Annotated in this window: 8 protein-coding genes; 7 read left to right on the top strand and 1 reads right to left on the bottom strand. The window is 32.7% G+C overall.

The features are described 5' to 3' along the window. Positions 1 to 36: 36 nt before the first annotated feature. A complete protein-coding gene (locus LPB248_RS02705; protein ID WP_177210066.1) occupies positions 37 to 561 on the bottom strand; it encodes a hypothetical protein in 525 nt (174 codons plus the stop codon). A gap of 379 nt (positions 562 to 940) precedes the next feature. On the opposite strand from LPB248_RS02705, the gene dnaK reads away from it, so the two are divergent. From dnaK to LPB248_RS02670, 7 genes are all read left to right on the top strand, one after another. Continuing rightward, complete coding sequence (gene dnaK, locus LPB248_RS02700; protein WP_177210065.1) at positions 941 to 2,824, top strand: molecular chaperone DnaK; 1,884 nt, start codon at positions 941 to 943, stop codon at positions 2,822 to 2,824. A 196-nt stretch (positions 2,825 to 3,020) separates the two neighbouring features. Next, positions 3,021 to 4,094 (top strand): magnesium/cobalt transporter CorA, encoded by a 1,074-nt coding sequence (gene corA, locus LPB248_RS02695; RefSeq protein WP_177210064.1) that lies wholly within the window; start codon positions 3,021 to 3,023, stop codon positions 4,092 to 4,094. A 67-nt stretch (positions 4,095 to 4,161) separates the two neighbouring features. Further along, positions 4,162 to 6,255, top strand: coding sequence for a phosphate acetyltransferase (gene pta, locus LPB248_RS02690; protein WP_177210063.1), 2,094 nt, complete (start codon positions 4,162 to 4,164; stop codon positions 6,253 to 6,255). A gap of 160 nt (positions 6,256 to 6,415) precedes the next feature. Further along, positions 6,416 to 7,600: an acetate/propionate family kinase gene (locus tag LPB248_RS02685; RefSeq protein WP_177210062.1), complete on the top strand. Its 1,185-nt coding sequence runs from the start codon at positions 6,416 to 6,418 to the stop codon at positions 7,598 to 7,600. An 18-nt stretch (positions 7,601 to 7,618) separates the two neighbouring features. After that, positions 7,619 to 8,041 carry a DUF3995 domain-containing protein gene (locus LPB248_RS02680; RefSeq protein WP_177210061.1) on the top strand — a complete coding sequence of 141 codons (423 nt, stop codon included), beginning with the start codon at positions 7,619 to 7,621 and terminating at the stop codon, positions 8,039 to 8,041. Between the two features lie 91 nt (positions 8,042 to 8,132). Continuing rightward, positions 8,133 to 10,877, top strand: coding sequence for a LuxR C-terminal-related transcriptional regulator (locus LPB248_RS02675; protein WP_177210060.1), 2,745 nt, complete (start codon positions 8,133 to 8,135; stop codon positions 10,875 to 10,877). A 244-nt stretch (positions 10,878 to 11,121) separates the two neighbouring features. Beyond that, the gene (locus LPB248_RS02670; RefSeq protein ID WP_177210059.1) at positions 11,122 to 14,139 is read left to right on the top strand and encodes a SusC/RagA family TonB-linked outer membrane protein; all 3,018 of its coding nucleotides are present in this window, start codon (positions 11,122 to 11,124) and stop codon (positions 14,137 to 14,139) included. Position 14,140 lies beyond the last annotated feature (1 nt).

Here is a 14,140-nt window from a genome sequence, read left to right as displayed (position 1 = left end):
TATTAAGACGATTAGAAAAAATGATTTTAAATGCTGTTATTGGTTGTTTTTTATCTCAATATTATTAGTTTCACTATTGTAAATCATTATTAAATGTCTGTCCCAGTTTAATAATTCATTACATGTAAATTCAAGCTTTGATTTCTCCCAGTTTTTAAATTCAATTAAATCCATTTGTATTGGACTTTCAATAGGGGATTTTTGTTTTATGCTTGTTGTAACTTTTTCAAAGTCGTAATTGTCGGCAAGAATAAAATCTCCATTCGGTGCAACTGTCAGATTTTGATATTGAGGATGATCCTCATAATCCATCAAATTTCCTGTTTCTCTGTCAAGTTGAAATAAGTAATCAGTAGTCAAGACTAAAACAATATTTCTGATTATCGAAATCGCAACTTCTCTCGGAAATCCACGAAAATGACCGCACCACTCTGTATAGTCATCATTTGTGAACTTTATAAATGTCCAACTTTGAGAATTCCATGAGTTTTCATTGTCGAAAATTCTTTCACTATACTCTCCCGAATATGGTTGATTTATTATTTCTGCTTTAAATATCATTTATAATACAAATTATTAAAATTCCACATGGCATCTAAACTATTGTAGTGTGTATGCGACTAAAATAAACTCTATTTTCGGTTTTGGCAAATCAGATATACAAATTGTCATTTTCTTTGACTTTAGAATTTGTAAAATCTTTAGATATTCTTAAAATTATAAAACGTTTCTCTCATTTTGCTTATGTCAGTTAATTAATAATGACATGATTATGTAAGTATGCCATGCATGTCAGAGACGCAAAATGTCATGTTGTCAGATGATTTTTAATGTGTCAACATGAAAACTGACAATTTTATTTGGTTTTTTATATTGGCACAAAGATTGACTTATGCCACCTGAGTTATTAAAATAAAATCAAAAATTAAATATATAAAAAATGGGTAAAATAATCGGAATTGACTTAGGTACGACGAACTCTTGTGTTTCTGTAATGGAAGGTAACGAAGCAGTTGTTATCCCTAACGCAGAAGGAAAAAGAACTACACCATCTATCATCGCTTTTGTTGAAGGTGGAGAAATTAAAGTAGGTGATCCTGCAAAAAGACAAGCAGTAACTAACCCTACAAAAACGATTGCTTCTATTAAACGTTTTATGGGACACACTTTTGCTGAAACTACAGAAGAAGCAAAAAGAGTTCCTTACAGTGTTGTAAAAGGTGACAACAATACTCCACGTGTGGATATTGATGGACGTTTATACACTCCACAAGAATTGTCTGCAATGACACTTCAAAAAATGAAAAAAACTGCTGAAGACTATTTAGGTCAAACAGTTACTGAGGCAGTTATTACTGTTCCTGCTTACTTTAACGATGCTCAGCGTCAGGCTACAAAAGAAGCTGGTGAAATCGCTGGTCTTAAAGTTATGCGTATCATCAACGAGCCAACTGCTGCTGCACTTGCTTACGGATTAGATAAAAAAGGAACTGATCAAAAAATTGCTGTTTACGATTTAGGTGGAGGTACTTTTGATATCTCTGTTCTTGAATTAGGAGACGGTGTATTTGAAGTATTATCTACAAACGGTGATACTCACTTAGGAGGTGATGATTTTGACCAAGTTATTATTGATTGGTTAGCTGACGAATTCAAAACTGAAGAAGGAATTGATTTACGTTTAGATCCAATGTCATTACAGCGTTTGAAAGAAGCTGCTGAGAAAGCTAAGATTGAATTATCATCTTCTGCTGAAACAGAAATCAACTTACCATACGTAACTGCTACTGCTTCTGGACCAAAACACTTAGTAAAAAAATTAACTAGAGCTAAATTTGAGCAATTATCTGATTCTTTAGTAAAACGTTCTATGGAACCAGTTGCTAAAGCATTAAAAGATGCAGGTTTATCTACATCTGATATCGACGAAGTAATCCTTGTAGGAGGTTCTACTCGTATGCCAAGAATCGCTGACGAAGTGGAAAAATTCTTCGGTAAAAAAGCGTCTAAAGGTGTTAACCCTGATGAGGTTGTTGCTATTGGAGCTGCTATTCAAGGTGGAGTTTTATCTGGAGATGTAAAAGATGTATTGTTACTTGACGTAACTCCTCTTTCTTTAGGTATCGAAACTATGGGTGGTGTATTGACTAAATTAATCGAGTCTAACACAACTATCCCAACTAAAAAATCTCAAGTATTCTCTACTGCTGCTGATTCTCAACCATCTGTTGAAATCCACGTATTACAAGGAGAAAGAGCAATGGCTGCTGATAACAAAACTATCGGTCGTTTCCACTTAGATGGTATTCCACCAGCACCAAGAGGAGTTCCTCAAATCGAAGTAACTTTCGATATCGATGCTAATGGTATCATCAAAGTTTCTGCAACTGATAAAGGAACAGGAAAATCTCACGATATCCGTATCGAAGCTTCTTCTGGATTAACAGCTGAAGAAATCGAAAAAATGAAAAAAGATGCTGAAGCTAACGCTGATGCTGACAGAATTGCAAAAGAAAGAGCTGAGAAATTGAACGAAGCTGACAGTACTATTTTCCAAACTGAATCTCAATTGAAAGAGTTAGGAGATAAATTGACAGACGATCAAAAAACAGCTATCGAATATGCTTTAACTGAATTGAGAATGGCTCACCAATCTCAAGATCTTGATGCAATCCAAAAAGGATTAGACAATGTTAATGCAGCTTGGAAAACAGCTACAGAAGCAATGTACGCTCAAGGAGGTGAAGGACAACAAGCTGCTCCACAACAAGAGCAGTCTTCTGGAGATAACGTTGAAGACGTTGAATTCGAAGAAGTAAAATAATTTACTCCGTAAAGACGTATTGCGTCTTTACAATTAAATATGAAAACCGAGTCAGAAATGGCTCGGTTTTTTTGTTTGTATCAATTAATGTAGATACGCACCACAGTTCGTCTAAATTGAGGTTTTTCACAAACTGATAATTGTCATTTCCTGTTCGGAATCTTTTTCGTAATATTACTATTGTAAATTTTCATGAATGAGAAAGATCAAATACAAGAAAGGACGCAAGCTGCAACACATTACTTTAGAGTATACAGGCTCACATAAAGAGCATGAGACCGAAATGCAGCTTTTTGTATACGATGATGCCGATGTTATTGAATACGATAAGTTTACCGTCTTGGCTCTAAATTCTTGTTTTGATTATACTAAAAACAATTGGTTAAATATTCATGGCTTAAATGACATTGATCTTATTAAAACGATTGGTGCTCATTTTAAACTTGATGATTTTCTTTTAGCCGATATATTAAATACGACTAAAAGAACTAAGCTAGAAGAACAGCAAAACGTTTTATTCTTCAACATAAAATCGCTTTTACCTTCTGAGTATTCGGACAATCTTAGTGTCGAACAAATCAGTTTTATTTTGAAAGATGGACTTCTAATCTCTTTTCAGGAAAAACGAAGTGATTTTTTTACGCATATCAGAGAGCGACTTCGCACACATGCAGGAATTGTTAGAACTAAAAAAGTAGATTATCTTCTTTATTTATTGCTTGATGCTGTAATGGAAAACTTCTATATCACTATTGAAGATGAAGAAGATAAAATCGAAGAATTAATTAATCAGGCTAAAAAAGGAGCGCATCCTGTTATTCTTGAAAAAATTGAAAATCATCGAGATAATTTTAATTTTTTAAAACGTTCTATTGTACCGCTTCGAGATTCACTTTATTATCTAAAAACAATTAAAGATGATGATGAATCAAACGGCTTAATCCAGAAAGAAACATTTAATTTCTTTATCAGGCTACATCAAAAAAGCCTGGAACTTTTGGAACAGGTAGAATCGGATATGAGCGCATTAGAAAGTGCCTCAAACTTTTATTTCTCGGAACAAAGCCGAAAAATGAATGAAATCATGAAAACGCTGACCATTATTTCGGCCATATTTATTCCGCTTACTTTTATTGTTGGAGTGTACGGAATGAACTTTGAAAACATGCCAGAACTTAAAACCCAAAACGGCTATTTTGTGGTCATGGGTATTATGTTTCTGCTGGTAATAGCCCTAATTATCTATTTCAAAAAAAGACGCTGGTTTTAACGTTTGTTACAGCTGTGAGGAATTAGGATTTATGTAATTTTGTTATTTAGAATAAATATAAATAATTATGAGTAAAGCAATATATATTGCCACTAGCGACCATAATAGTGGGAAATCAATTATTACGCTCGGTTTGATGAGCATCTTAATTGGTAAAACGGCCAAAGTAGGGTATTTTAGACCTATAATCGAAGATTTTGTGGATGGTGAGGTAGATAATCATATCGAGACTGTTTTGTCGTATTTTAACCTTGATATTGCGTTTGAAGATGCTTATGCTATTACCAAAAGCAGATTAATTAAGAAAAAGAACAAAGGGAAAATAGGAGAGGTCCTAGATTTAATTATCGAGAAGTATAAAAAACTAGAAGAACGTTTTGATTTTGTTTTGGTTGAAGGAACAAGCTTTACGGGAGAAGGAACTTCTATCGAATTAGATTTGAATGTTTTGATTGCCAAAAACCTCGGAATTCCAACCATAATTGTCGGTTCAGGAGTTGGTAAGACTTTAGAAGAACTTTTAGATAGTTTATATCTCGTTTACGATTCTTTCAAAGTAAAAGAGGTTGAAGTTTTATCTGTTTTTGCTAATAAAGTACAGCCTGAAAATATTGAACTGGTGACTAAAAGTTTGCAGAAAAGTTTGCCATCCAATGTTTTGATAAATACAATTCCGCTTATTTCGAGTTTGAATAATCCGACCATGCAGGAAATTGTAAATGAATTGAATGCCAAAGTTTTGTTTGGGGAAAATTATTTGAATAACGAAATCGGACATTACAGTGTTGGAGCAATGCAGCTTCATAATTATTTGGTGCATTTGCATAACAATGCTTTGGTAATTACACCTGGAGACCGTTCCGATATTATTTTAGGAGCTTTACAAGCTAATGAATCGGCAAATTATCCGACGATTTCAGGAATTATCTTGACAGGAAATATTGTTCCAGAGGAAAGTATTTTAAAGCTTATTGAAGGGCTTTCGGCTATTGTTCCGATTATTGCTGTAGATGGAGGAACTTACCATATTACAAATAAAATAGGTTCTATAAAATCGGAGATTTACGCCAACAATACACACAAGATTGAAACCTCAATTAATACTTTTGAAAAATACGTCGAAATTGAAGCTTTATCGCAAAGAGTGATTACTTTTCAGCCGGAAGGTATGACGCCAAAAATGTTTCAGTATAACATGGTTAAAAGAGCCAAACAGCATAGAAAACATATTGTGTTGCCAGAAGGAAATGATGACCGAATTATTACAGCCGCATCGAGATTACTGGATATGGATGTAGTAGATATTTCGATTATTGGAGATAAAAAACAAATCGAAAGTAAAGTCGCAGAGCTTGGACTTACATTTGATTTTTCTAAAGTAAACATTATTAACCCGATCGAATCTGAAATGTATGAGGATTATGCTAATACGTACTATGAGCTTAGAAAAGCTAAAAACGTAAGTATTACAATGGCAAGAGATTTAATGGAAGATGTTTCGTATTTCGGAACCATGATGGTGTATAAAGGTCATGCAGACGGAATGGTTTCTGGAGCGGCTCACACTACACAGCATACGATTTTACCAGCACTACAATTCATTAAAACCAAACCTAATTCATCTGTAGTTTCTTCAGTATTTTTTATGTGTTTAGAAGATCGAGTTTCTGTTTTTGGAGATTGCGCTATTAATCCAAATCCAACAGCAGAACAATTGGCAGAAATTGCAATTTCGTCAGCAGAATCAAGTTTGGCATTCGGAATTGAACCAAAAATAGCCATGCTTTCTTATTCTTCTGGATCATCAGGAAAAGGAGATGAGGTAGACAAAGTAAGAACTGCAACAGCAATTGTAAAAGAAAAAAGACCCGACTTAAAAATTGAAGGCCCAATTCAATATGATGCTGCGGTGGATTTAAGCGTTGGAAAAAGCAAAATGCCAGATTCAGAAGTCGCAGGACAGGCCAGCGTATTGATTTTCCCAGATTTAAATACAGGAAATAATACTTACAAAGCAGTTCAAAGAGAAACAGGAGCTTTGGCAATTGGACCAATGTTACAAGGTTTAAATAAACCAGTAAATGACCTAAGCCGAGGATGTACTGTTGATGATATTATCAATACAGTCGTAATTACAGCCATTCAGGCTCAAGGAATGTAGTTAATTGTGAATTGTTAATGGTAAATGATTAATTAATTATAATTTGCTTTATAAATCACTTTTATTAACTATAAATTTGTGAAACAAAAACAGAAAGTTTTGAGTCTTTTAAGAAAACTCAGCACCTTAGAAACTTAGCATCTTAGAATCTTTAAAAAAAATGAAAATATTAATTATAAATTCAGGGAGTTCTTCAATTAAATACCAATTGATGATAATGCCAGAAAACGAAGTAATCTGTTCTGGAATGATTGACAGAATTGGTTTAGAAACTTCAAATATTACTTTTAAAACAGCTGTTGCTTCACGAGAAGAAACACTTCCAATTCCCAATCATAAAATAGGTTTGCAGAAAGTGGCTAATATGCTTTTGGACCCTGAAAAAGGAGTAATTAAATCTACTTCAGAGATTGCTGCTGTTGGTCATCGTGTGGTGCATGGTGGAAGCGATTTTAGCGCAACAGTAAAAATTGATGACAAAGTTAAAGAAAAAATCAAACAGCTTTTTGAGTTGGCTCCTTTGCATAATCCTGCCAATTTAGAAGGAATTAATGTGGCAGAAGAAATTTTCAGTTCGGCAGAGCAAATTGCTGTTTTTGATACTGCATTTCATCAAACTATGCCAGAAGTAGCATATAAATACGCAATTCCGAATTACCTTTTGACAGAAAATAAAGTTCGTGTTTATGGTTTTCATGGAACAAGCCATAAATATGTTTCTGAGAAAGCAATTAATTATTTAGTAGATAAGTCTAAAATAATTACAATCCACTTAGGAAATGGCTGTAGTATGGCCGCAGTTAAAGATGGTAAGTGTATTGATACCTCAATGGGATTTTCTCCTTCAAATGGCTTAATTATGGGAACCCGTGCAGGTGATATTGACCAGTCTGTTGTTTTTTATATGATTAAAAATTTAGGTTATACTCCAGATGAGGTAAATGCTGTTTTATTGAAACAAAGCGGTATGCTTGGCCTTACGGGTTATAGTGATTTACGTGACATTGAAGCTGAAGCCGAAAAAGGAAATAAAGATTGTCTCTTAGCATTACAGATGAATGCTTATAGAATTAGAAAAACAATAGGGGCTTATGTTGCAGCTCTAAACGGATTGAATGCAATTGTTTTTACTGCAGGAATTGGAGAAAACTCATCGTATATGCGTAATTTGATTTGTACAGACATGGATTATTTCGGAATTGAAATTGATCAAGCTAAAAATCAGATCCGTTCTAAAGAATTAAGAGAAATCAACTCAGAGAAGTCTAAAGTAAAAGTTTTGGTAGTTCCGACTGATGAAGAATACGAAATTGCAAATCAGGTTTTTCAGTTATTAAATAACTAATTTGCTAAATTATTTAAAATGAGTATTATTTCGCTATTGCTGTTTTTAATTTTTGCCACCATTTCAGGAATTCATTTTTATTGGGGTTTTGGCAGAAAATGGGGAAGCAAGGAAGCTGTTCCTACAAAAGATGATGAAACACCGCTTTTTACACCAGGACCAATTTCGAGTTTTGTCGTGGCAGTTGGGACGTTGCTTTTTGGGGTTCTATATTTGATAAAATTTGGATTTATACAGTTAACTTTACCAGTATGGATCGATAAATACGGATTTTGGTTCATAATTTCGATATTTGCCTTAAGAGCGATCGGAGAATTTAACTATGTTGGGTTCTTTAAAAAACACAAAAAATCGCAGTTTGGTGTTAATGACACAAAATATTATTCACCATTATGTTTACTAATTAGCATATTGACTTTAATTTTAGAATTAAATAAGTAAGTTTTTATAAGATAGCTCCCTTTTAGGGAGCTTTTTTATGGCTTTATAATTAAATATTTGTGAGTATCTTTGAGGTATAAATCCGAATATCTTGAAATCGATACTTTTTAAATCCGTTTTCTTCTTTTTCATCGCTTTACAGCTTCAGGCACAAGAATTACTTCCCTTTGTAGAAAATTATAGCAAATCTGATTATCAGGGAGATAATCAAATCTGGAATGTTGTACAAGGCAATGATAATGCCATGTATTTTGCTAATAATCACTATTTGCTTCGTTACGACGGAGTAAAATGGGAGAAATATACACTTCCGAACAAAACAATTATCCGATCAATTCTGATTGAAGGAGACAAAATATACTCAGGTTCCTATAAAGAATTTGGTTATTGGTACAGAAAAGACGGCACTATGCATTATGTTTCGATTACCAAAAATCTCAGATTATTTGATGAAAAAGATAATGAGGAAATTTGGAAAATTTTCAGATTTAATGGTTCACTTTATTTTCAATCATTTAATGACGTTTTTATTTATAACGGAAAAACAATTAAGAAAATTAAGTTCCCTTTTCTTATTTCGTATTGTTTTGGTGTAGATAAAAATTTATACGTTGCTTCGGTTAAAGATGGAATTTACAAAATGAACGGTAAATATATTGCCAATCCAAAAGGATGGGATATTCTAAAAAACACAGTCGTCCATGCTATCGAAAAGGTTCAAAACACAACTTATATTTTTACACAGAAAAAAGGTGTTTTCATTGTAGAAAAAAATGGACTAAGGAGCTGGGAACATCCAATAAATGAAACTTTAAAAGCAGCAACCATCAATGTCGCTAAATTTGTTAAAAATGATAAGCTGATTATTGGGACTGGAAATCGCGGAATTTTCATTTTAGATTTAAAAAACAACACCTATAAAAATATCGAACGCAATAATGTTTTAATGAACAATTCGGTTCTGAGTATAGGATTGGATAAAGAAAATGATTTATGGGTTGGTTTAGATAATGGTATTGCACATGTCGAGGTTAATTCTCCTATTTCTTTCTTTTATGATAATTCAGGACTTTTAGGATCGGTATATGCTGTGGCAACAATTAATAAAGGATATTTAATTGCATCCAATCATGGAATTTTTGAGTACAGTGCTGGAAAGTTTAATATGATGCCTAATACGCAAGGTCAGGGTTGGAATATTTCTCTAATTGATGGAAAATATATTATTGGTCATAATGATGGCACTTTTTCATACGAAAATAATACTCTGACGAAAATAAATGGTGTCAGTGGGGGATGGAATATGTCTAAAAGCAGCATTAATAATACTTATTTTCAATCTACCTATAGTGGTATTCTGGTTTATGATGATCCTTCAAATATGTCTCATTATAAGATTATCAAAGATCTCGCAAAACCTATAAAATATGTTGCTCAAAATAAGAAAAATGAAATTTGGGCAGCCGATAATTATCGAGGTTTGTATCGTGTTTTGCTAGATGATAATTATAATACATTAAAAGTTGAAAATGTCACACAGCAAGGCAAAATACAAAACGATTTTGGAATAAAGATTTTTGAATTTAGAAAAGAAATCCTTTTTCTAATTAATAACTCTTGGTATACGTACAATTCTATATCTAATAAATTGGAAGAAAATGAGCTGTTCAATACAAATTTTAGAAATGTGACAGATGTTGTTTCGATAGATGAAGATCATTTTATGGTTTTGCAAAACGGAATCTTATATCATATCTATGCTCAAGGAAACAAGTTTGTCTGGAATATTATTCAGGAGAAATATTATAAAGGAAAATTGATTAACGAGAATCTAAGAATTTTCAAAAAAGACAATTATTACTTGTTTAATCTGGATGATGGATTTATATCTCTTAAGCTGCAATATGAAAATAAACAAAATTCAGGAGTAAAAGTTGAAGCATTTAGCAACAATGTTTTAATCCCTGATGAAGAAAAAATCAAATTCAACACCGAATTGCAGATTAATGTTATTTCTGGAATTTACGGAGCAAGTAAACCTAATTTATTTTACAAGCTAGATAAAGAAAAAGATTTTATTCCAATTTCAGACGGATTGATTGTTTTGAATAATTTAAGCAGCGGGTATCATACGGCAGAAATATATAAACACGACGGAGCAACTTATGAAAAAGTTTCGTCTTATAAATTTAAAGTTGCCGAACCGTGGTATTTTTCTTTTTGGATGATTCTACTATATTTTCTTGTTGTTGGAGCAGTTTTATTTTTCTATTATAAATGGAACAAACTTCGTTATATGCAGAAGCTAAAATTGCAGGCCGAGGAATTAAAACATCAGAAAGAAATTCTTGAAATGGAATTGAAGAAAGAAAACGAACTTAATATCCAAGAATACGAAAAACACATTTTAGAATTAGAATTGCAGGCAAAATCTTCAGAAGTAGCAGGCAAGTCATTGTCGATTGCCAAACAAACCGAGATGATTGATAAAATTCAAGGTATTTTGGAAAGTGAAAAAGACTTTAGTAAACTTAAAAATGAAATTAGAAAAGCAATAAAGATTAATGAAGTAAATAAACACGAATGGGAGACATTTGAGACCAATTTGAACCAAATTCATAATGAGTTTATTATTAATCTGTCAAAAAAATATCCGCATCTAACTCCAAAGGATATTAAACTATGTGTTTACCTTAAAATGAACCTTTCTTCTAAAGAAATTGCTCCGATGATGAATATCTCTTTTAGAGGTGTAGAATTACACAGATATCGTCTTAGAAAGAAGCTAAACCTTAATCAGGACGAAAACCTATCAAAGTTTTTATTAACTCTGTAAGATTCCATTTTATTTTTTACAGAATTTATATTTTTCCATATCATTTTTTATATAATTACGATACATCATTACTACATCATAATGTTATGTTAAACGATTTTTGTTAATATTTATGGTATTGATAATCATAATGATAAGATAAAATTTTAACACATTGATGTAGCTATGTTGTAGTGGTAATTGATGTACTACAACGTTGTAATTGCTTAATTTGGCTCTACTAACTTAAACGATTACGTACTGTATGAAAAATTTTATTTTTAGCTTTTTAGCGCTCTTGCTGCTGCCTACCTATATGATGGGGCAAGCTCAAGCAATTAAAGGAAAAGTAGTAGACAGTAATGGAATGGGAATTCCAGGAGCAATTATCGCTTCAGCTGATGCTAGAGCAACTGCAGATGCAGATTTCGACGGAAACTTTACAATTAATGCAAAACCTGGAGATATTTTAAAAATCTCTATGTTAGGTTTTGATTCGGTTTCTGTACCGGCTACTGCCGCACCAATGACAATAACCTTAAAAGAAGCAGGTGATACTGCTTTAAAAGAAGTAGTTGTAATTGGATACGGTACAAGAAAGAAAATTGATAATACTTCGGCGGTTAGCTCAATTAAGTCCGAAGAAATTACCAAAATGAAAGTAATCAATGCTTCGCAAGCCATTCAAGGTAAGGCAGCTGGTGTGCAGGTGGCTACATCAGACGCGCCAGGAAGTACACCATCTATTGTAATTAGAGGTGTTGGTACAGCATTAGGAGGAAGAAATCCTTTATATGTTGTTGATGGTATGCCAGCGGATAACATTAATAATATCAATACAAATGATATTACTTCATATGAAGTATTGAAAGATGCGTCTGCTCTTGCTATCTATGGAACTAGAGGGGCAAACGGTGTTGTCATGATTACTACGAAAACAGGTAAAGGAAAAGTTGTTGTTGATGTTGACAGTTATGTTGGTATCAGAACACCTTTAAAAAAGGTTACAATGGCTAATGCTGATCAATATATTCAGTATAACAATGCTGCTTTTAGTGCTCAGTTTCCAGGAGGAAGATTTTCAGAAAATCAAGCTTATAACACTAACTGGATGGATGAGATTACAAGAACAGGGACTTATACTCAAAATAATATCTCTCTTTCTGGATCTTCAGAAAACGTAAAGTACTTTTTCAGTGTGGGTAATTATGAAGAAAAAGGGATTCTAAATGGAACGGATTATGGAAGAACGACTTTTAGAAGTAATAATGAATACAAAATTTCTGAAAAATTAAAATTAAGCCAAAATTTTAGTGTAAGCTCGATAAAAAATACACCAAAACCTTTGAGTGCATTTACTTCTGCTTACAGACAATCTCCATTAGTTCCAGTTCGTTATGCTGACGGAAAATATGGTGTTCCATTTGTGAAAAATGGAATTGTAGGTGAAACAGGCGACTCATTTAATTCAGTAGGAAATCCTGTAGCTACTTTAGAATTAAATGATGAACAGCAAAAAACAATTGTTCTTCAGGGGGGATTAAAATTGGATTGGGATATTGTAAAATCATTAAAGTTTACTTCACAATTTAATGGAGAATATTTCACATATAAACAATACAATTTTGTTGATAATATTGCAACATGGTTAGCTGCAGATCCAACTAGAGATGCTGCAAATTATGATAAAAGCTCTAATAAAAATACTTTAACAAGAAATACAGATGATTATTTCAACTGGAATTTGTCAAACTATTTTACATATAACAAAGTTTTCGGAGAAATTCATGATGTAGAAGTTACAGCTGGTATCGAAGCTAATGTGAGAGGTACAAGAAGTAAAACGACTGCAGATATTAAAAACGTAAATCCAAATAGTAATTTTTGGGCACTTGATAATTATCCATATGCACAAAATGGAGGGGTGACAAATTACAAAGCTGTTGATGAAAATCAAGAAAGATTAGCTTCTTATTTTGGACGTTTTCAATATAAGTTAATGGATAGATACTTAGTAACAGGGACAATTAGACGTGATGGTTCTTCTAACTATTCAAGTGACTATCGTTGGGGAACGTTCCCATCTGTTGGATTAGGATGGATTGTAACTAAAGAAAGTTTCTTATCTGATGTGAAAGGGCTTGACCTTTTAAAATTAAGAGGTTCATGGGGTAAATTAGGAAACCAAAAAGTGCCACTAAATAGAGCATATTTTAGTTCAGGATTAGATTACAATGGTAATACTGGTCAAAGTATTATTGCACAAATAGATCCTAATTTAGGATGGGAAATTGTTGAAGAGACTTCTGCTGGTTTAGATTTTGAATTATTTAACAATAGATTAAAAGGAACTTTTGACTGGTATAATAAAAATACGACAAATGCAATATTGAATTCGAAACCTTACTCATCTTCGGGTATTACACTTGAATCTCCAACACATGTGGGTGAAGTTTCTAATAAAGGTTATGAAATTTCATTACGTTGGGATGACAAAATAAATGATAATTTGAGTTATTGGATTGGAGGGAATTTTTCTCATAATAAAAATGAGCTAACTAGCCTTAAAGATGTAGAATTGGCTACAATCAATGGAGGTTCATTAGGTAATGGGGAGACTACGAAAATTTTGGATAATTCATCAGTAGGTCATCCTTTAGGAAGTTTTTATATGTATGAATATGCCGGTATTGATCCTGACAATGGAAAAATGTTGTACTATAACGCAAATGGAGACAAAGTTGTTCAAGGTAGTCCAGATTTAGATAAAACTAGAGATAGGAAATATGTAGGTTCAGTTTTACCAACTTTAAATTATGGTGTTACTCTAGGATTGAATTATAAGAACATTGATTTTTCAGTGGATGGGTACGGAACAGGGGGAGCGAAAGTTTATAACGGAAAAAAAGCACAACGTTTTTATGGAGAAAATGTAGAAACTTCTTTATTAAACAATGTGTGGACTGAAGCAAATAAAACAGGTACAAACCCAGCTCCATTTAATCAAGTTCCAGTTGCATCAACTTATTATTTAGAGTCAGCTGATTTCTTTAGAATAAATAACATAACATTAGGTTACAAACTGCCTATTAAAGAGGAAGGTTTTATAAGCTACTGTAGAATTTATGTAAATGCTATGAATCCATTTATTACTCAAAAGTTTTCAGGATTTAGTCCTGAGGTATTGGGAGATGGAGATTTAGTTAAAGGAACTCAGGGTGTTGAGTTAGATGCTTACCCAGCATTAAGAACATTTGTTATTGGGGCTAATTTAAAATTTTAAT

The sequence above is a fragment of the Flavobacterium sp. LPB0248 genome (assembly GCF_013388355.1).
Taxonomy (GTDB): domain Bacteria; phylum Bacteroidota; class Bacteroidia; order Flavobacteriales; family Flavobacteriaceae; genus Flavobacterium.
This window is presented reverse-complemented; position numbering and strand designations above follow the sequence as displayed.

Coding starts and splice junctions, on each gene's coding strand:
- LPB248_RS02705 (WP_177210066.1), bottom strand. CDS start 561: ATGATATTTAAAGCAGAAATAATAAATCAACCATATTCGGGAGAGTAT.
- dnaK (WP_177210065.1), top strand. CDS start 941: ATGGGTAAAATAATCGGAATTGACTTAGGTACGACGAACTCTTGTGTT.
- corA (WP_177210064.1), top strand. CDS start 3,021: ATGAGAAAGATCAAATACAAGAAAGGACGCAAGCTGCAACACATTACT.
- pta (WP_177210063.1), top strand. CDS start 4,162: ATGAGTAAAGCAATATATATTGCCACTAGCGACCATAATAGTGGGAAA.
- LPB248_RS02685 (WP_177210062.1), top strand. CDS start 6,416: ATGAAAATATTAATTATAAATTCAGGGAGTTCTTCAATTAAATACCAA.
- LPB248_RS02680 (WP_177210061.1), top strand. CDS start 7,619: ATGAGTATTATTTCGCTATTGCTGTTTTTAATTTTTGCCACCATTTCA.
- LPB248_RS02670 (WP_177210059.1), top strand. CDS start 11,122: ATGAAAAATTTTATTTTTAGCTTTTTAGCGCTCTTGCTGCTGCCTACC.